Annotated in this window: 15 protein-coding genes and 1 pseudogene; 7 read left to right on the forward strand and 9 right to left on the reverse strand. The window is 60.4% G+C overall.

The features are described from left to right. Window positions 1-111: 111 nt before the first annotated feature. A complete protein-coding gene (locus tag MUN84_RS02430; protein WP_244696496.1) occupies window positions 112-1,473 on the forward strand; it encodes a PepSY-associated TM helix domain-containing protein in 1,362 nt (453 codons plus the stop codon). A gap of 86 nt (window positions 1,474-1,559) precedes the next feature. Continuing rightward, window positions 1,560-2,609 carry a bile acid:sodium symporter family protein gene (locus MUN84_RS02435; protein ID WP_244696497.1) on the forward strand — a complete coding sequence of 350 codons (1,050 nt, stop codon included), beginning with the start codon at window positions 1,560-1,562 and terminating at the stop codon, window positions 2,607-2,609. A 256-nt stretch (window positions 2,610-2,865) separates the two neighbouring features. Here MUN84_RS02435 and MUN84_RS22720 read toward each other — a convergent pair whose 3' ends face one another. The 5 genes from MUN84_RS22720 to MUN84_RS02455 form a co-directional block, all read right to left on the reverse strand. Continuing rightward, a complete protein-coding gene (locus MUN84_RS22720; protein WP_262920615.1) occupies window positions 2,866-3,240 on the reverse strand; it encodes a PepSY-associated TM helix domain-containing protein in 375 nt (124 codons plus the stop codon). Then, the gene (locus tag MUN84_RS02440) at window positions 3,195-3,998 is read right to left on the reverse strand and encodes a PepSY-associated TM helix domain-containing protein (RefSeq protein WP_262920616.1); all 804 of its coding nucleotides are present in this window, start codon (window positions 3,996-3,998) and stop codon (window positions 3,195-3,197) included. Before MUN84_RS02440 ends, MUN84_RS22720 begins: the two co-directional genes overlap by 46 nt. 17 nt (window positions 3,999-4,015) lie before the next feature. Beyond that, complete coding sequence (locus tag MUN84_RS02445) at window positions 4,016-5,077, reverse strand: TonB-dependent siderophore receptor (protein ID WP_244696498.1); 1,062 nt, start codon at window positions 5,075-5,077, stop codon at window positions 4,016-4,018. Window positions 5,078-5,657: 580 nt separating this feature from the next. Further along, complete coding sequence (locus MUN84_RS02450; RefSeq protein WP_244696499.1) at window positions 5,658-5,867, reverse strand: hypothetical protein; 210 nt, start codon at window positions 5,865-5,867, stop codon at window positions 5,658-5,660. Continuing rightward, window positions 5,771-6,469: a carboxypeptidase-like regulatory domain-containing protein gene (locus tag MUN84_RS02455; protein WP_244696500.1), complete on the reverse strand. Its 699-nt coding sequence runs from the start codon at window positions 6,467-6,469 to the stop codon at window positions 5,771-5,773. Before MUN84_RS02455 ends, MUN84_RS02450 begins: the two co-directional genes overlap by 97 nt. A gap of 273 nt (window positions 6,470-6,742) precedes the next feature. On the opposite strand from MUN84_RS02455, the gene MUN84_RS02460 reads away from it, so the two are divergent. Further along, window positions 6,743-7,195, forward strand: coding sequence for an ankyrin repeat domain-containing protein (locus MUN84_RS02460; RefSeq protein WP_244696501.1), 453 nt, complete (start codon window positions 6,743-6,745; stop codon window positions 7,193-7,195). Between the two features lie 182 nt (window positions 7,196-7,377). Here MUN84_RS02460 and MUN84_RS02465 read toward each other — a convergent pair whose 3' ends face one another. From MUN84_RS02465 to MUN84_RS02475, 3 genes are all read right to left on the reverse strand, one after another. Beyond that, window positions 7,378-8,091 carry a dienelactone hydrolase family protein gene (locus tag MUN84_RS02465; RefSeq protein ID WP_244696502.1) on the reverse strand — a complete coding sequence of 238 codons (714 nt, stop codon included), beginning with the start codon at window positions 8,089-8,091 and terminating at the stop codon, window positions 7,378-7,380. 358 nt (window positions 8,092-8,449) lie between these two features. Beyond that, window positions 8,450-11,044: an MGH1-like glycoside hydrolase domain-containing protein gene (locus MUN84_RS02470; RefSeq protein WP_317239079.1), complete on the reverse strand. Its 2,595-nt coding sequence runs from the start codon at window positions 11,042-11,044 to the stop codon at window positions 8,450-8,452. 238 nt (window positions 11,045-11,282) lie between these two features. Further along, window positions 11,283-12,362, reverse strand: coding sequence for an acetamidase/formamidase family protein (locus tag MUN84_RS02475; RefSeq protein ID WP_244696503.1), 1,080 nt, complete (start codon window positions 12,360-12,362; stop codon window positions 11,283-11,285). A 454-nt stretch (window positions 12,363-12,816) separates the two neighbouring features. Here MUN84_RS02475 and MUN84_RS02480 point away from each other — a divergent pair, with 454 nt between their 5' ends. Together MUN84_RS02480 and MUN84_RS02485 are read left to right on the forward strand one after the other, a co-directional pair. Beyond that, window positions 12,817-14,100 carry a PQQ-dependent sugar dehydrogenase gene (locus tag MUN84_RS02480; protein WP_244696504.1) on the forward strand — a complete coding sequence of 428 codons (1,284 nt, stop codon included), beginning with the start codon at window positions 12,817-12,819 and terminating at the stop codon, window positions 14,098-14,100. Window positions 14,101-14,108: 8 nt separating this feature from the next. Then, window positions 14,109-14,543 carry a c-type cytochrome gene (locus tag MUN84_RS02485; protein ID WP_244696505.1) on the forward strand — a complete coding sequence of 145 codons (435 nt, stop codon included), beginning with the start codon at window positions 14,109-14,111 and terminating at the stop codon, window positions 14,541-14,543. 502 nt (window positions 14,544-15,045) lie between these two features. On the opposite strand, the gene MUN84_RS02490 is transcribed toward MUN84_RS02485, so the two are convergent. Continuing rightward, a complete protein-coding gene (locus tag MUN84_RS02490; protein WP_244696506.1) occupies window positions 15,046-15,705 on the reverse strand; it encodes a dioxygenase in 660 nt (219 codons plus the stop codon). A 437-nt stretch (window positions 15,706-16,142) separates the two neighbouring features. Here MUN84_RS02490 and MUN84_RS02495 point away from each other — a divergent pair, with 437 nt between their 5' ends. Then, complete coding sequence (locus tag MUN84_RS02495; RefSeq protein WP_244696507.1) at window positions 16,143-16,694, forward strand: GNAT family N-acetyltransferase; 552 nt, start codon at window positions 16,143-16,145, stop codon at window positions 16,692-16,694. Between the two features lie 223 nt (window positions 16,695-16,917). Then, window positions 16,918-18,095: pseudogene (locus MUN84_RS24360) on the forward strand (MFS transporter). Window positions 18,096-18,362: the final 267 nt, after the last annotated feature.

Raw genomic sequence — 18,362 nt, forward strand, 5'->3', positions numbered from 1 at the left:
TAGTTCGCTAGCTGACACAGAAAAGTGAGTGAAGGAAAACCCGGGAGGTGCTAGCTGCAACTAGCCACCTTTCGGGTTTTCGCCCGACGTTCCGCCTTGTATTTTAGCCCCATGAAAACCTTCTTCCGCAACATTCACCTCTACCTCAGCCTGGTTTCGGGGCTGATTATTGCCGTGGTCTGCCTGACCGGCGGCATCCTCGTCTTCGAGAAAGAGCTGGAGCAGGCCTGGCACCCGGAGCGCTACTTTGTGGCGCCGGTTGCTACCCCTGCCCTGCCCCTAGAGCGCCTCACAGCCGCTGTAAAAGCCTACAAAGCCGACGCTAAAATCACGGGCATGAAGGTATACGCTGACCCCGCGCGCACCGTGGAGTTCAACTTGGCCGGCGCGCCCGGTGGCCCAGGCGGTGAGCACAAAGGGGAAGGCAAGGAGCAGAAAGCAGAAGGCCGCCAAGGCCATGAGGGCCGCGCCGAAGCCGGAAAAGGCCCGCAAGTGGCAGGCCAGCGCGCCGAGGGCGGCCGCGAGGAAGGCCAGGGCGGCAAAGGCGGCGCGGAAGGCAAAGGTGGCAAAGGCGGGGGCGGCGAAGGTGGCCGCGGCCCGGTGGTGTTCGTGAATCCCTACACGGCCACTGTAACGGGCGAGCTGAACTACCGCGAAACGTTCTTTTTCACGATGATGGCCCTGCACCGCGGTATGGTGGGCGGCCCCATCGGCAAGCTGATTGTGGGCGTGAGCACCGTGATGTTCCTGTTCATTATCCTGACCGGCCTGGTGCTCTGGTGGCCCGCTACCCGCAAGGCTGTAAAGCAGCGCCTGCAGGTGAAATGGACTGGCGGCTGGAAGCGCCTCAACCACGATTTGCACATCGTGCTCGGGTTTTACTCGGCGCTGTTCCTGTTTGTGTTTGCCTTTACGGGGCTGGCCTGGTCATTTGAGTGGTTTAACAAAGGCATCTACGCCGTGACGAACTCGCCCATGCAACGCCCCGAGCCGCCAACTTCGGTAGTGCCGGGTGCTGCTACGGCTACCCCTGCTGTAACCCCAGAAGCTGGCGCCGCTCCGGCTCCGGCAGTGTCCGGCCTCACGGCAGATGCGGCCCTAGCTCGGGCTCGGGAGCTGGCTCCTTCATCGGTGTATTACTCGTTGCAACTGCCGAAGGACCCTACCGGCAGCATTCGGGTAGCTACGCTGCGGCCTAACGCTACCTACGAAAACGCCACCGACGAAGCCTACCTCGACCAGTACTCGGGCCAGGTGCTAAGCCAGCAGACTTACGAGCAGCGCAACCTGGGGCAGCGCGTTCGGGGCTTGTTTAAGCCGGTGCACACGGGTTCTATTTGGGGCTGGCCCTCCAAAATTATCAGCCTGGTGGTGTGCGTGCTGGGCTTCACCTTCCCTATCACGGGCACTATTCTGTGGCTGAACCGCCTGCGCAAGCAGCGGCGCAAGCAGGCCAAGCTAGTAGCTGCGTAGCGGCCGGCGAATAACCCCGGCGCGTTGCGCGCGTATTTTTAAAAGCGTCGGGCTACTTCAGCCTGACGCTTTTATTTTACCGCTCGATGAGTCAGCCAACTTCCCCTCCTACCCTACCTGCTCCCACTGAAAACCGCTTTGTGGCCCTGCTCCGGTGGGCGGGCCTGCTCGATTGGTTTTTGCTGGGCTTGATGGGGGCAGTAGTGCTGGCTTACCTGATTCCGGGGGTAGGTAGCAAGGCTAGCCCCATTCCGTGGAAAGCTATTACCACGGCGGGCGTGGCGCTCATCTTCTTCTTTTACGGCCTGCGCTTGAGCCTAGACAAGCTGAAGGCTGGCCTGCGCAACTGGCGCCTGCACGTGGTAGTGCAACTCATTACGTTCGTGGCATTTCCGGTGCTGGCCCTGGTGGCGCGGCCGCTGTTTGCGGGCTTGAAGGGTGAGCAGCTCTGGCAAAGCATTTTCTTTCTGTGCACCCTGCCTAGCACGGTTTCTACCTCCGTAGTGATGGTGAGTATTGCGCGGGGCAACCTACCGGCGGCCATCTTCAACGCCAGCATCAGCAGCCTGCTGGGCATTTTCCTTACCCCGCTCTGGACCAGCCTGTTCCTGCACACCTCTGCCGGTGGCGGCCACCTCTGGGGCCTGGCTACCAGCCTCATATGGCAGGTGATTCTGCCCGTAGTGGCGGGCGTGCTGCTCAACCGCCGCTTCGGCGTGTTTGCCGAGGAGCACAAGGGCACCTTACGCATTTCGGATCAAGTAGTAATCCTGCTGATTGTGTTTACGGCCTTTTGCGAGTCGTTTGCCGAGGGCGTTTTCCGCAGCTACGCGGCCCGCGACATTGTACTGCTGGGCCTGGGCATGGTGGGGCTGTACCTAGCTATTTTCGGGCTGGTGTGGGGGCTGAGCCGCCTGCTGGGCTTCTCCCGCGAGGACCGGATTACGGCCCTGTTCTGCGGCTCCAAAAAGTCTCTGGTGCACGGCAGCGTGATGGCCAGCCTGCTGTTTCCGGCCACTACCGCCACGGGCCTGCTCCTGCTGCCACTCATGCTCTACCACGCCCTGCAAATTATGCTAGCCAGCATGATGGCCCAGCGCATGGGCCGGGAAGCTGGCAACTCAGTTTCAGCCTAATTGCCTTACTTATGAAAAACAGAAAAGCCCGGCGCGGTGCCGGGCTTTTCTGTTTTAAGCTGTGTGGGTATTGGCGTCTCCTGACACCTAGGAAACCGTCATGCAGAGGCGAAGCCAAAGTATCTCGCGTGCTGATGTCTGGTTTACTACCTAACCATTCGAGCGAGATGCTTCGGCTGCCGCCTCTGCAGGACGGCCTTTTTTCTACCATTTCCTACGTCCACAAAGCCTTGGGTACTCGAATGGAGTGCGGGGGTCAGGCCGTTTGCAGCTTCCGGGGCTTCTTGGCCTTGTTGCGGCGGCCCCACCAGATGATGGTGCCCGTGACGGGTAGGCTGGCCGAAATCAGGCTGGCCAGGAAGGCCACGATTTTACCACCCAAACCCAGAATCTGGCCGGTATGGATGTCGTAATTCATGTCGGTGAGCTGGGTGCCGGCGCTTTTGGTAGCGTGGAAGCTAGCCTGCAACTCCTGGCCCGACACGGGGTGAAAGGCGTAGTCGTCGCGGTGGTAGTAATGCAGCGCCTTGCGGTAGGCCCAGCAGTAGGCGGGCTCTTTGCCGTTGCCCGCGGGCCCCAGCAGAATCATTTCCGCCTGGGGTGAGCGGCGGCGCACCGCTTGGTACACCACGTCGGAGAGGGGCGCAGGGCAGGGGCCACGGGGCGCAGGGTGTCTACTTTGGCCGTTATTAGGTCCTGGGGGTAGGTTCGTCCGCCGTTGGTTACGTACGCAATGGAGGTGAGCACCGAGGGAAAAATCATGAACAAGCCCGTCAGGGCCAGTATCAGCCCAATGCTGGCGACGTAGAAGCCCAGCACGTTGTGCAAATCGTAGTTGATGCGGCGCCAACGGGCGCCCCACTTAATGGTAAAGCGCTGCTTGCGCTCCTGCCGGCGCTTGGGCCACCACAGCACCAGGCCGGTCAGCAGCATCACCACAAAAATCAGCACCGCGCTGCCTACCACCCATTTCGCTACCGCCTCCGGCAGCAGCAAGGTCATGTGAATTTCCTGCACAATGCTGAAAAAGTAGGTGTGCAGGTTCTGCTCGCGCAAGACCTGGCCGGTGTATGGATTCAGGTAGACCTGAATGGGGTTGCCGGCTTTGTCGGTGAAAAAGACCGTGGCCGAGCGCTCGGCGCCGAAATAGGTCACCCACGTGGTAGAGGCCGCAATGCCCGGGTGCGAAGCCAGCGCGGCGGCCTGGAGCCGGGAAGGCAACACCGGCGCCGTGGCCTGCGCCTGCACCTTGCGCCACGGCTCCGTAAGGTCCCGAATTTCGTCCTGAAAGACGAAAATGGCCCCGGTCAGGCTTACAATAAAGACCACTAGCCCGGACGTGAGTCCGAGCCAGAGGTGTAGCTTGCCGACAAGCTTTTTAGCCTTCATGGGCGAAGAAGGTTGGGTTAGAACTTGTACGCCACGCTGCCAATGATGCTGCGTAGCTTTTGGGCGTTGAAGGTGGTGTAGCCAATCCAGTAGCGCTCATTGGTCAGGTTATCCACTTTCACCGCGAAGCGGTAGTGTGGCAGGTCGTAGAAAGCACTGGCGTTCAGCACCGTGTAGCTGGGCAGCGTGAAGACACCCTGCGAGACACTGTTCAGAATCTTATTGTCACTGGCGTAGTTCCCGCCAAAGCCCAGGCCCAGGCCTTTCAGCGGGCCTTCGGGCTGGCGGTAGCTTACCCAGAGGTTAGCCAGGTAGGGCGACGAAGCCGTGTTCGGGCGGCGGCCGTTCACGTTTTCGTTGGTGTTCACAAACTTCGAGTAGTTGTAAGCAAAGCCGCCTACCAGGTTCAGGCCCGGCAGCGGGTTGGCCGTCAGGCTTAGCTCCGTCCCGCGGCTCCACTGGGTGCCGTCCTGGGCGCTGATCGTCAGCGTAGCGCTGTCGGCGGTAGTAACCGTGTAGAGCGTACGCAGGACGTTCTGCACCCGAATATCGTAGTAGCTTACCGTGGCGCTCAGCCGTCCTCCGGCCGCATCCAGCTTCACGCCGCCTTCCAGTTGGTTAGCGCGCTCGGGCTTGGTCACGAACGGTTGTAGTTCGGTGCTCAGGTAGGAGCTGTTCTGGTTGTTAAAGCTGTTCTGGTAGTTGGCAAACAACGACACCCGGTCCTTCACCGGCTGGTACACCAAACCAAACTTCGGCGAAACGGCCGTCTGCTTGTAAGCCGGCACGGGGAAGTACAGGATGCCGCCCTTGTTATCGTAGCGGTCCACGCGCACGGCGGCCAGCACGCTGAGCTTATCGGTCAGGTTCAGCACATCCGACACGAAAGCACTGTAGGTGTTGATTTTAGTGGTCACCGGGTAGCGCCCCGGTGCCTGAGCAGCGTACGTGGCGTCAACGGTGCTCTTGTTGAAGGTGCGGTAATTATAGCCCGGCACGTTGAGCGGCGCGGTATCGATGGTACCGCCAAAAAACTCAATGTCGGAGTCGAGACGGAGGAAGTCCAGGCCCAGCACCACGCGGTTACGTAGGCCCCAATCTGAAAGTCGCCGTTGAAGAGCTGCTGCACCTGATAGGTCTGGCGGCGGCTGTCCTGGGTTGATTGGTCGGCCCGAATCAGGCTGCTGACGCCGGGCGTGGTGCCCTTGCCGAGCGCAATGTCGGAGGCCAGATAGAAGTACGGCCCGTTGCCCTCGGAGTAGCTGCGGCTGGAGGTGAGGTAGGTAGTGGAAGTGAAGCTGGGCGAAATGCGGTAGCGCACCTGCCCAAACAGGTTGGTGCTACGCGAATCCTGGGTCAGGCCCGGCCCTTGGTAGGACTGGCGGTAATCGAGCGGGGCCTGATCGGCCCGCGAGAAACCGAAGTTATCGACCTTATCGAGGAAGTACAAGTAAATGAGCTGCTTGCCCACGTTGGTGCTCCGGTACACCTCGGCGTCGAGGTTGATGGTGAGCCGGTCGGTGGGCTGGAACTGCAGGCTTGGGGCAAGGGCCACGTCTTTCGCAAAGCCGGTGTAGCCCGCATTCTGGAAATTGTCTTCGTAGGTGTAGGCCCCGTTCAGGCGGAAGGCCAGCGTTTTGGCGGCGTTGAGCGGCGTATTCACATCCACACTCGCCCGGTGGAAGCCGTAGCTGCCAGCCGCCACGGCGGCCTCGCCCCGAACCGGTCGTAGGGCTTCTTGGTCACGCGGTTCAGCAGGCCGCCGTACGAGGTCAGGGCCGAGCCGTAGAGCGTGGCCGAAGGGCCTTTGATAACCTCCAGCTTCTCCAGATTGACGGCATCAATGGTGCTGGTGACCCCGCCGGCCACACCGTTGCGCAACTGGCTTGATACCACAAAGCCCCGCGAGGCGTAGAACGAGCCCCGTCGCCGGAGCGGCCAGTGGCCTCCCACATTTTTTGCACGCCGGGAGCGTTGCGCGTGGCCTCATCCACCGAAAAAACCAGCTGCTCCGTCAGTAGCTCCTTGCCCACGGTGGCGTACACCTGCGGATTTTCCAAGTTGCTGAGCGGCATCTTGTTGACGTCTATGGACTCTTTGCGGGCGAAGCGGTTCACGCGGGCCCCGTTCACCACTACCTCACGCAGCTGCTCGGCATTTTCCGTGAGGGTAAAGTCCAGGGATACACTCTGCCCGCCGCTGACCGTTACGGCCCGCTCCTCCGATTTCAGCCCGACGGCCGTTACGACTACCGTGTACTGCCCGTCGCGTACTCGCTCAATCACAAACTGCCCTTGGTTGTTGCTAATAGCCCCCTGGCCTCGGCCCTTGAGCCCTACCGTAACGGCTTCGGCCGGCCGGCCGTCGGCCGTTGTGATGGTACCTCTAATAGAACCGGTTTGCTGAGCGGAAGCCGATAAAGCGCAAACTGATAACGTGGAAATCAGTCCCAGGTGGTGCAGTGTGTTCATGCTGAATTCTGTATTTAGAATGATTCTAAAGCGCTGCAAAGTAAGCCCACAGAATGTCGGAAATGAAATTTATTTAGAATTATTCTACACAACTAACCCTCATCTGCCCTTTCCTACCCAGCCCATCGCTCTACAACCGCACCGGCTGTAAGTGGGAAAACCACGAAGCTCAACCGTATGTTTACCGCCCTATTGTTTACGCTGAAATAGGGCTATTCCAGTAGCATACCGTATATTTGAGTTTCTTTTCCCTATTCAATTGGATTTCCTGGCATGAAAAAACTTCTTCTTGCTATTACGCTATTTCTCGCTGCCACTACCTTTAGCCAGGCCCAAACTCCTACCCAAAAGGTATACGCGGCCGTTATAAAGAATAAGCCCGCCGACGTAGACGCCCTGCTCAGTGCCGGAGCCGATGCCAACGCTACCGTAGAAATGATGCCGGGCTTTCCCACCACCTTCCTCATTATTGCTGCTGGCAACGGCCATCTGGAGGTAGTGAAGGCGCTAGTGAAGAACAAGGCCCAGGTTGACAAGCCCGACTCGTTTAATGCCACGGCCCTGATGGCCGCCGCCGCCAACGGCAGCCTTGCGGTAGTAGAGTTTCTGCTAGCCAGCGGGGCCAACCCCAAGGCCAAGGATAAGGATGGCAAAGACGTACTGGCCAGCGCCAAAGAAGGTGGCAACGCCGAGGTACTCAAGCTGATTCAGGCCAAAGCCAAGTAAGGCCCACGGCCCGCTACCCTTCTGGCACGCCCGAAGCTCCCGCTGGAGTTTCGGGCGTTTCGTTGCTCGGGGCTGGTAGTAGGCATCTTAGGTTTCCCTTAGGCCTACTTTGACATTGCCCCAACAAGGGCAAAAACTACCTCGCTCACTGACTCCGGCAACCGTACCCGCGGCGACTGACGTTAGGCCAGGCGCAGTTTCTGCTCGAAAAAGGCTAGGGTAAGGGCCCACGCCTCGGCGGCGGCCTGGGCGTGGTAGCTGGGCCGCTCGTCGCAGTGGAAGCCGTGGTCGGCGTAGGAAATAACGGTGTTGATGTAGGGCTTGCCGGCCGCTTCTAGGGCTTCCGTAACTTGGGCTATGTGCGCGGAACTAATGTGCTGGTCCTGGCCACCCCAGAAGAACAGGTGGGGTGCGTGCAGGTCCTTTGCACGGTCGGTGAGCAAGTGAGTGCCTCCGCCGTAGTATGATACACCCGCCGCCAGGGGTAGCACGGCATTCGTCAGAAATGACACCCGGCCACCCAAGCAGAACCCAATGCTGCCTATTTTATCCGTCACGTTTGGCTGGCCCCGCAGCCAGTGGTAGCAGGCCTGCACGTCGGCCGTTAGGCCCTCCTTGGTAATGGCCTGGTAGTGGGGCATGGCCGCCGCAAAGTTGGAGTAGGGAAGTTCCAGGCCCGCTGCCGCCGTGCGGTGAAACAGCTCCGGGGCAATAACGACGTAGCCCGCCTGGGCTAGCCGGTCGGCCACGTTGCGGATGTGGCCATTCACGCCGAAAGCTTCCTGCAACAGAATAATACCCGGCTGCGGACCCACACCATCTGTTGGAAAGGCAGTGTAGGCGCTCAGCTGGGTATTGTCGGAAGCGGTAAGTGTAACGGCGTTGGGGTAGCTCATAGGAAAGGCGAGGTTGAAGAACCGGCTATCTAAAGCAGCTAGCCGGTTTTTTGTTTGCGTCTGCTAAGGACGCCAGCACTCAAAGTGACATCAGCTGCCCATCGTCCACTTTTGCCTACCCAGTACCCATCTCTGCTAAGGCATCATCTGCTCCTACTTCCATACGTCATGCTGCACTGGCGAAGGACTTAATCATATTTGAGCGAGTCGGTACGCCGAGTATCGTACTGCCGTAATTAGGTCCTTCGCCAGCGCAGCATGACGTGCTTTTGTTAGCTAGGCGAGCCGCTTGGGCTCACGCACACTTCACCATCTCACGATGCTACTCCTTGCTCCCGCAGTTGGAGCAGCCGCACAATTAGGCCAGTCCAGCCGGTTTGGTGATTGGCCCGAGGCCGTGACCGGTGTCGCCGTGGAAGTACTCGTGGAAAAGCAGGTTGTCGCGGAAGTGCGGGTCGGTTTGCAGCAGCTCATTCTTGCCGAGGGCGGGGCGGCGGCCGGTTTCGTCCTTGAGCAGGAGTTTGGTAAGCCGGCCAGCCAGGGCCGCCGCTACTTGCTGCAGGTTGAGCAGGTTGCCCGAGCCGGTGGGATACTCAATCTTGAACTTGTCGTCGTAGTAGAAGTGAAACCGCTGCAACGACTCGATGATGAGGTAGTTGATGGGAAACCAGATGGGGCCGCGCCAGTTGCTGTTGCCCCCGAACATGCTGCTTTCCGCCTCGCCCGGCACGTACTGCACCGCAAAGTCGTCTTCCTCGGTGCTGAACACGTAGGGGTGCTCCAGGTGGTAGCGCGACATGGCCCGGATGCCGTAATCGGCGAGGAACTCCGTTTCGTCGAGCATGCGGGTCAGCAGCTTTTTGAGGCGGGAGCGGCGCAATAGGCTCAACAGGTGGCGGGCCCCCTTGCCCGGCTCCTCCCAACGCGAAACCAGCTGGGCCAGGTGGGGGCGGTTTTCCATCAGCCAGCGGGCCCGCTCCGTGAATTCAGGCATGGCGTCCAGCAGGCTCTGGTCGATGACTTCCACGGCAAACAGCGGAATCAGCCCCACAATGGAGCGGACTTTGAGCTTGGTGCGCTCCTCGTCGGGGGTGTGCAGCACGTCGTAGTAGAAGCCATCTTCCTCATCCCAGAGGTTGAACAGGCCGTCGCCCCCGCGGGTCATGGCATCGGCAATGTAGAGGAAGTGCTCGAAGAACTTGCCGGCCAGCTCCTGATACACCGGGTTGGTTTTGGCCAGCTCCAGGGCCATGCGCATCATGTTCAACGCAAACATGGCCATCCAACTCGTGCCATCCGACTGTTCAATAAAGCCGCCGGTAGGCAATGGGGCCGAGCGGTCGAACACGCCGATGTTGTCCAGGCCTAGAAAGCCGCCCTCAAAGATGTTCCGCTCACTTTTATCCTTGCGGTTCACCCACCAGGCAAAGTTCAGGGCCAGCTTATGGAATACGCTTTCCAAGAAGGTGGCGTCGCCTAGCCCATTGCGGAGCTTTTTGTCCATTTGGTACACGCGCCAAGTAGCCCAGGCGTGCACGGGCGGGTTCACGTCGGAGAAGTTCCACTCGTAGGCCGGCAGCTGGCCATTGGGGTGCATGTACCAGTCCTTGGTGAGCAAGCGGAGCTGGCTTTTGGCAAACTCGGCATCGACCATGGCCAGCGGAATGCAGTGAAAGGCCAGGTCCCAGGCCGCGTACCACGGGTATTCCCACTTGTCCGGCATCGAGATGATGTCGGCGTTGTGCAGGTGGCCCCAGTGGCGGTTGCGGCCCTTGTGGCGCTCGGGCGGGGGCATGAGCACGGCCGGGTCGCCCTGCAGCCACTGCGTGACGTCGTAGTAATAGAACTGCTTGCTCCAAAGCATGCCGGCAAATGCCTGGCGCTGCACGTTGCGCGCATCCGGGTCGGTAATATTTTCGTGGATGCAGTCGTAGAACTCGTCGGCGTCGTGGCGGCGGGCCGCGAAGATGTGGTCGAAATCCAGGAAAGGCTCTTCGCAGTCAGGTTGGCGCAACCGCAGGCGCACTACCTGCGACTGGCCGGGCTGCAATTTCAGGAAATACTGGGCCGCTACTTTGGTGCCTCGTTGCTCAGCGTTAATGGCCTCAGCGTCACCGTCCACCACGTAGTCGTTGATGCCGTCTTTGAAGTGGCGGCCTTCGGCGGGCAGGTTGTAGAGGCGGGCCCCGTTGGTGTCGTTTTCGCAGAACAGCAGCTGGGGTGCCTGGTCGTAGTAGAGGTGGTAGCGGCCCAGGGCGGGGTGCTCGGCCAGCACGGTGCCGGGGGCCGTTTCGCGCAGCACGGGGCGGGTAGCGTCGTAGCCCCAGGCCCAGGTGTTGCGAAACCAGAACTGGGGTAGCACCTGCACCGAGGCTACTTTAGGCCCGCGGTTGTGCACCGTTACCTGCATCAGGAGGTCCTCGGGGCCAGCTTTAGCATACTCGATGTACACGTCGAAGTAGCGGTTTTTGCTGAAAATGCCCGTGTCCGTCAGTTCATACTCCGGCTGCTGGCGGTTGCGGCGGCCGTTTTCCCTGATCAGCTTACGGTACGGAAACGCCCGCTGCGGGTACTTATAGAGCATTTTCATGTAGGAGTGCGTGGGCGTACTATCCAAATAGTAGTACAGCTCCTTCACGTCCTCGCCGTGGTTGCCCTGGCCGTTGGTCAAGCCGAACAGGCGCTCCTTCAAGATTTCGTCCTTGCCATTCCACAATCCCAGCCCGAAGCAGAGCAGCTGCTGGTCGTCACTGAGGCCGCCGAGGCCTTCCTCGCCCCAGCGGTAGGCCTTGCTGCGGGCCATGTCGTGGGTAATGTAGTCCCAGGCGTTGCCTTCAGCGCTGTAGTCTTCGCGCACCGTGCCCCACTGGCGCTCCGTGAGGTAGGGGCCAAACTTTTTCCAGGGGGCGGTGCGGGCGGTAGTTTCTGCGAGGCGTAGTTGTTCCTGCGTCATAGAGTGGTGCTCAGGGCTCCTGAATATACACGTAAGCCAACGGGAGCCGAGATGCGGCGGGCAGCAGGGCCCGCGCCGGTTTCCCTGGCTAGGCTTTATCTGGCCGAATGAAGTTCTGCCCTACTCCGTTTTGCGCCGCATGGTTGCTACGGAGGAGGTAGGCAGGGTAGCAAGCAGGCCGGTTCTGCGCCTTGTCCTACTTCCGGGCGCTTCTTCCATGATCTTAAACCGTAAGCCCTTACTTCTTCTTGCCACTGGCCTTGCCAGTGAAAATCTTCTTGGGAATCATGCTGTGCACGCCTTTGGTGCCGTCCACTAGCTGGGTGATTTCCATATCAGCGGCCACGCTGGCCAGCATGTAGGCATCGTCGTGGCTGAGGCCTTTTTCCTTCATCAAAAAGTCCAGCATTTCGCGCAGGGCAATTTTGGTGGCTTTCGTGAGGTCCTCATCGATGCCCATGGTAATGTAGGCGGTGGGCGTCTCGGCCCGGGGCCAGGTCAGGTGCATATCCTTGCGCACGATAAACTTCAGGGTACCGGTGAGGGAGGTTTCCAGGGCGGTAATGTCCACCTCTCCGTTGCCTTGGCCGGCGTGCCCGTCACCGACTTCGAACAGGGCCCCGGCCACGTGCACCGGAATAAAGAGGGTAGTGCCGGCCACCAGCTCTTTGTTATCGAGGTTGCCGGCGTGGATGCCGGGCGGGGCGCTGTTGACGCGCCCCGCGGCGGGCGGCGGGGCCACCCCCATGCTCCCGAAGAAGGGCCGTAGGGGCACCTCAATACCCGGCGCGAAGTGGGCCACCATGCGCTTTTTGTCCAGGGGAATGATGCGCATTTTGGCGTAGCCGAAGTCCTCGGGTAGAAAGCCGCTGGTGGGTCCGAAGGCGTTGTAGGCATAGGGAATGGCCAGCTCCACCTTGCGAATGCGCACCTCTAGCACGTCGCCGGGCTCGGCACCTTCCACGTAAATCGGGCCGGTGAGAATGTGGCCGCCGGGCCCTTTGTTGGTCACGCTCTGGTGGATGTCGCGCAAGGACTGCTCCACTTGGCTGGCGGGTAGGCCGGCCCCTTCCAGGCGGGTGGGGCTGGAGGTAATGAGCGTCTGCACCTCCACTTTGTCGCCGGACTTGATGCGCAGCACGGGCCTCGCGGCGGCATCGTAAAAGCCCCAGGCCACGGTGGCCGGCGTAGGCTTGAGCTGGTGGGTGGTGGATTTGCCCGTGGCGGCAGCGGATGCCGCCTGCTGAGCCCGGACGTTAGTGCAGAGCAGGAGCGCCAAAGCCGTGGCCGCGGCGTAGCGGTTCAAACGAGGAGTCATCGAGAAAAAGCTAAACAGGAGTACGCCCCAAGCTACATCCCAGAACCCGAACGCCCACCAAGGGCCTCCTCCAAAAAGCCTCAAATCACAATCAAGCCCACCTCCCGCCCCAATTCACCGCCGTTGCCCTGGCAGAACCGCTGCCAAGGATGGCACCGGCCCAAACGCGGTGGCAGAGCAGCGAACTTGAGGCTACCGCGCAGCCTCCCGAGCAGCTGCGAAAGGGTAGCCTTCCGGTTGAACTACTGGCTGCTACATGCGCACTTGGGCCGCACACCTACCCTGCCGCAACCAGTAGAACTTGGGCTTCGCTCCTCGGGGCCTAGCGGTGCGGCGGCCAGCTTGCAGGGAAGGAAACGGCTTTTCGGGTGGTCGGGCGCTTTTCTTGCCGGGCAAATGGTTTACTTGCCTTTTCATCGATTTATCTACTGAACTGACCCATCGTCTTCTTCTTATGAAACGCTCCTTTACCCGTTCCCTGCTGCTGGCGCCGGCCCTGCTCGGCAGCCTGGCGCTGCTGGCGCTCCGGCACGCCAGCACCGTTGTGCCCGACCCCGACAATGCCGGCCTGAAGCTGCCCGCCGGCTTTAGCGCCCTGAAAGTGGCCGAAACCGGGGGCCGGGCCCGCCACATCACCATCACGCCCCAGGGCACCATCTTCGTGAAGCTGAACCGGCCCAACGCGGCCGGCAAGGGTCTGCTGATGCTGCGCGAAACCAGTGGCGGCAAGGCCGAGGTGGCCAGCGCCTTTGGCAATTACGGCGGCACGGGCGTGTACAGCACCCCGGAGTACCTCTACGCCTCCTCCGACCAGGACGTGTTCCGCTACAAGCTCAACGGCAAGGGCGAGGTAGTAAACCCCGAGCAGCCCGAGAAAATTGTGACGGGCCTGCTCAACCGCCGCCAGCACGAGAGCAAGTCCATCACCCTAGACCGGGAAGGCAACCTGTACGTGAATGTGGGCGCCTACTCCAATACCTGCCAGGTGAAGGACCGCCAGAAAGGCTCCCTGGGCCGGCCCAACTGCCCCATTCTGGACTCGGCGGGCGGCATCTGGCAGTTCCGGGCCGACAAGCTCAACCAGACCTACGGCAACGGGATTCGCTACGCTACGGGCCTGCGCAACGTGGTGGGCCTCGACTGGAACGCCCAGGCCAACCAGCTTTTCGTGATGCAGCACGGCCGCGACCAGCTCTACGACAACTTTCCGGCCCTCTACGACAGCAAGCAGTCGGCGGAGCTACCGGCCGAGTGCATGTATGCCCTGAAAAGAGGCGACAACGCCGGCTGGCCCTACCTCTATTATGATGGGCAGCAGCGCAAGAAAATGTTGAACCCCGAGTACGGCGGCGACGGCAAGAAGGAAGCGACGGGCAACTACCTGGAGCCGGCCGCGGCCTACCCTGCCCACACCGCCCCCGATGCCCTGCTGTTTTACACCGGCACGATGTTCCCGGAGCGCTACCGCAACGGCGCCTTCATTGCCTTCCACGGCTCCTGGAACCGCGCCCCCGAGCCCCAGAAAGGCTACTACGTAGTGTTTCAGCCCTTCAAAAACGGCAAGCCAAGCGGTGATTGGGAAGTATTTGCGGATAACTTTGCTGGCTCTGAGGCCAATGCTGCTGCCGGCCGCCCGGAGCACAAGCCCTGCGGCCTGGCCCAGGGTCCCGATGGCTCGCTCTACGTCACCGACGACAAGAAAGGCACCATCTACCGCATCGTCTACGCTAAAAAATAACCCCTTTAATGAAGCAGATTCTTGCCTTGCTGTGCATGCTGGCCTGGTTTAGCCACTCGGCAGCAGCCCAGAAAACCAACGCAAAAACCAAATCGCGCCCCGCGGCCGCCGTGGGCGTGGTGGCCGGGAAAACCATTTATGCGCGCAACTGCCTTACCTGCCACCAGGCCGACGGTGGCGGCGTAGATGGCATGAACCCGCCCCTCACCAACACCACCTACGTGCTCGGCGACAAAACCCGCCTGGTGAAAGTCATCCTCAATGGCCTCCAAGACGAGGACATTGATGGGGAACCCTACAACAACGTCATGCCCGCTTTCGACATTCTCACGGATCAGGAAATTGCCGACGTACTGACCTTCGTCCGCAGCAACTTCGGCAACAAAGCCAGTGAGGTAACCGCAGCGGAAGTGAAAACCATCCGGACTACCAACAGGAAGTAGGCCAAAGCATACCAAGCTAGAAAGCCACCGTTGCACTTAGCAGCGGTGGCTTTCTAGCTTGAGAGGCAAGGGTAGTGTGACAATGCAGATTACAGTACGTGCTTCTGCAGTCCTTCATGCTTCGCCACGCTCAGGACAATGGGCTAGAGAGTAGGCAATAAAGATTTTAAAGAAGGAAATTGTCATGCAGAGGCGGAGCCGAAGCATCTCGCGTGCTGATGTCTGGTTAGCATTGCAACGTCAGCACGCGAGATGCTTCGCTCCGCTCTGCATGACGTGCCTTTTACTGACTGTTTACTTACCCCAGGGTATAAGGGGGTAATTGTAGGGCGCGGAAAAAAATAAGTAGTCTACAACTCAATAGGAAGCACCTAACACACTTACCAACACACACTCAGTTCACCAACGAGGCTCACTGCCTACCCTACCACAAACGTGCGCATGCTCATGCCGCCGAAGCTTACCTCCTCGTAGGCGTGGCGGATGTCGTCGGTGGGCTCGGCTAGGGCCAGGCTGTAGAGCATGGGGATGTAGTGGTCGGGGTGGGTACGGAGAGCGGGCCGCTGGCGCCGGCCTGCTGGTAGTGGGCCAGAGCTGCTAGGTCGCGCTGGTTTATCTTGGTTTTGGCCCAGGCGTCGAACTCCACGGCCCAGGCGTGGGGCGTAGCATCGTTCTGCATGAAGTGGGGCATGCTCTGGCGCAGGTTGTGCACGATGTTGCCGCTACCCAGAATGAGCACGCCGCGGCGGCGCAGAAACTGCAGCCGCCGGGCCAGCTCGGCGTGGTAGGTAATGGGCTTGTAGTAATCGATGCTGAGCTGAAACACCGGAATATCAGCCTCGGGAAAGATGTGGTGCAGCACCGTCCAGGTGCCGTGGTCGAGGCCCCATTCGTCGGTGGGGTGGGCGTCGGGCAAGGCTTGCAGTACCTCGCGGGCCACATCGGGGGCGCCGGGCGCGGGGTACTGCATGTCGAACAGCTCCTGGGGAAAGCCGCCGAAGTCGTGGATGGTTTCGGGCCGCTCATTCACGGCCACAAAGGTGCCGCGCGTGAGCCAGTGCGCCGACACCACCAGCACCGCCCGCGGCGGCTGCCGGTTGCGAATGTCTTGGCCCAGTTGGTGCAGAGTTTGGGTGAACGGGTTGTCGGCCAGGGCATTCATGGGGAGCCGTGCCCACGAAAAGCACGGGCATTTTGGCGGTTTGCTGGAAGGAGCTGGCGGTTTTATGAAGGTCTTGCAGGGAGTTCATAGCAGCGGCAAAGGGTAGCGCGGCCCGGACTTTCAGGAAGTCGTGGCGGTGCGCTGGGTTAGTAGTTTCTACAGAACAAAAGTACCCCGGCTTAGGTGGCGGGACCTTGATGTAGGGTAAGAAATAAAGGCGCAGCACGGCTCGGGGTTACTGCTATGCTGTAAATAGCAACTCACCAGAACGTCATGCTGAGCGAAGGCGTAGCCGCAGTCGAAGCATCTCTCCCGGTTCGTCCTCCCATTAGAAGTTAGTCAGAGGTAGAGATGCTTCGACTGCGGCTACGCCTTCGCTCAGCATGACAACGAATTAGTAGCTTGTGCTTCTTGACCATATTTCCCCTACCCCTATTATGGAGTTCAAACTTGCTAGTCTAGAAGACATTGACGGCGTGCTGGCCCTGCACCAGAAATACCAGCTGGCCACCATTGCCGAGGAAGACAAGCCGGATGGGTTTGTAACTACCGCTTTCACCCGGGAGCAGCTCACGCAGCTTATTGAGCAAGAGCAGGGCCTGACTGTTGCCACGCATGAGGGGCAGGTGGTAGCGTACGTCATGGCGGCCTCGTGGCAGTTCTGGTCCGGGTGGCCGATTTTCGCCTACATGATAGCGCAGCTACCGACGCTGACTTACGCGGGCCGGCAGCTCAGCACCGCGAACAGCTACCAGTACGGCCCCATCTGCATTGATAAGGCCCACCGGGGTAGCGGGGTGCTGGAAAGAATATTTGATTTCTCCAGGGCACAGATGGCGGTGCGCTACCCCGTGCTGGTCACGTTTATCAACCGCATCAATACCCGCTCTTATGCCGCGCATACTCAAAAGCTGGGCCTTGAAGTTATCCGGGAGTTTGAGTTCAACGGCAACCAGTACTACGAGCTGGCCTACGACACCTCTAAGTAACGGGAGCGGCAACATCTCACCTGTCGCTCCGCACAGCGCGAGGAATCTGGGCTACCCTCTCGCAGTAACTCCAGCTTCCTCGCGCTGCTCAGAATAACAGGTGGTAGTTAACAGCCCTTTAAAACGTCCTGCTTTCTGCTCAAGGTTACGGGCCACCGCGTCAGAACTTTCGGCAACTTGCTGACTGGTTCCGCTCCTACCCCACCCGTTCTGCTCACCCTTCATGCCCCGTATTCTACCAACCCTGGTGGTGGCGCAGTTTTTCTGCACCTCCCTGTGGTTTGCCGGCAACGCCGTTGCCCCGGACATAGCCGCCCAGCTGCACCTACCACCCAGTTTTGTGGCTACGCTTACCAGCGCCGTGCAGCTGGGTTTCATTACCGGCACGCTCACCTTCGCCCTGCTGGCCCTAGCCGACCGATTCTCGCCCTCACGGGTGTTCTTCGGGAGTGCCCTGCTGGCAGCGCTGTGCAACCTGGGCGTTAACGGCAATGGCATCGGGGCCGGGGAGCTGCTGGCCCTGCGGTTCCTGACGGGGTTTTTCCTGGCGGGCATTTACCCGGTGGGTATGAAAATAGCCGCCGATTACTACCAGGCTGGCCTGGGTAAGTCCTTGGGGTTTCTGGTGGGGCGCTGGTATTGGGCACGGCCTTTCCCCACCTGTTGAAGGCCGCTACCGCCCAGCTGCCGTGGCAATACGTAACGGGGGCTACCTCTGCCCTGGCCCTGCTGGGCGGCCTGGCGTTGGTGCTGCTGGTGCCCGATGGGCCCCACCGCCGCGCCGGGCAGCAACTGAAGTTCACGGCGTTTCTGGCGGGGTTTCGGGAGCGGCCGTTTCGGGCGGCGGCCTTTGGCTACTTCGGACACATGTGGGAACTGTACACGTTCTGGGCCTTTGTACCGGTGCTGCTGGCGACCTACAACCGCGCCCACCCTGGCGCGGAGCTGCCCGTGCCGCTGCTCTCGTTTCTGATTATTGGGGTAGGCAGCCTGGCCTGCGTGGGTAGCGGGCTGCTTTCCCAGCGGCTGGGGCCGCGCCCGGTGGCCACGGCGGCGCTGGCGTTGTCGGGGGTGTGCTGCGTGGTGTCGCCGCTGATGCTGGGCAGCGGCTCCGTGGCGTTGCTGCTGGGGTTTCTGTTTTTCTGGGGGGTAGTAGTAGTGGCCGATTCGCCGCTGTTTTCCACGCTGGTGGCGCAGCACGCGCTGGCCGCTTCGCGGGGCACTTCGCTCACCATCGTCAACTGCCTGGGCTTTGCCCTCACCATTGCCAGCATCCAGCTCACCGGCCTGCTCTCCCGCAGCCTCAACCCGCGTTATCTGCTGCTGCCGCTAGCCATCGGGCCGGCCCTGGGGCTACTGGCCTTGTGGCGGGGCAGGACTGCGCCAGCGGATAGGAAGTAGCTAAGGCCGCTGGTAGAAGGTAACACCATAGTTTGTCATTCCGAGCCCAAGTGAGAAATCTGGGTCTGGCTCCTGATGGTCAACCCGGATTCCTCGCTTGGGCTCGGAATGACCAGTGAAAATGGCTTTTTTGCACAGCCTTTCAGTACTGAATAGGCCCAAGTAGAACGTCCTGCAGAGCGCAGCGAAGCATCTCGCGTGCTGATGTCTGATTTACTACCTAACGATTCGAGCGAGATGCTTCGGCTGCGCCTCTGCATGACGTTC

This window comes from Hymenobacter sp. 5516J-16 (assembly GCF_022919335.1).
Classification (GTDB): Bacteria; Bacteroidota; Bacteroidia; order Cytophagales; family Hymenobacteraceae; genus Hymenobacter; species Hymenobacter sublimis.

Bases quoted from the DNA above. Each gene is read 5' to 3' on its own strand.
- MUN84_RS02470 (WP_317239079.1), bottom strand. From the start codon at position 11,044: ATGACGCAGGAACAACTACGCCTCGCAGAAACTACCGCCCGCACCGCC.
- MUN84_RS02440 (WP_262920616.1), bottom strand. From the start codon at position 3,998: ATGAAGGCTAAAAAGCTTGTCGGCAAGCTACACCTCTGGCTCGGACTC.
- MUN84_RS02485 (WP_244696505.1), top strand. From the start codon at position 14,109: ATGAAGCAGATTCTTGCCTTGCTGTGCATGCTGGCCTGGTTTAGCCAC.
- MUN84_RS02430 (WP_244696496.1), top strand. From the start codon at position 112: ATGAAAACCTTCTTCCGCAACATTCACCTCTACCTCAGCCTGGTTTCG.
- MUN84_RS02495 (WP_244696507.1), top strand. From the start codon at position 16,143: ATGGAGTTCAAACTTGCTAGTCTAGAAGACATTGACGGCGTGCTGGCC.
- MUN84_RS02480 (WP_244696504.1), top strand. From the start codon at position 12,817: ATGAAACGCTCCTTTACCCGTTCCCTGCTGCTGGCGCCGGCCCTGCTC.
- MUN84_RS02465 (WP_244696502.1), bottom strand. From the start codon at position 8,091: ATGAGCTACCCCAACGCCGTTACACTTACCGCTTCCGACAATACCCAG.
- MUN84_RS02475 (WP_244696503.1), bottom strand. From the start codon at position 12,362: ATGACTCCTCGTTTGAACCGCTACGCCGCGGCCACGGCTTTGGCGCTC.
- MUN84_RS02455 (WP_244696500.1), bottom strand. From the start codon at position 6,469: ATGAACACACTGCACCACCTGGGACTGATTTCCACGTTATCAGTTTGC.
- MUN84_RS02460 (WP_244696501.1), top strand. From the start codon at position 6,743: ATGAAAAAACTTCTTCTTGCTATTACGCTATTTCTCGCTGCCACTACC.
- MUN84_RS02490 (WP_244696506.1), bottom strand. From the start codon at position 15,705: ATGAATGCCCTGGCCGACAACCCGTTCACCCAAACTCTGCACCAACTG.
- MUN84_RS02435 (WP_244696497.1), top strand. From the start codon at position 1,560: ATGAGTCAGCCAACTTCCCCTCCTACCCTACCTGCTCCCACTGAAAAC.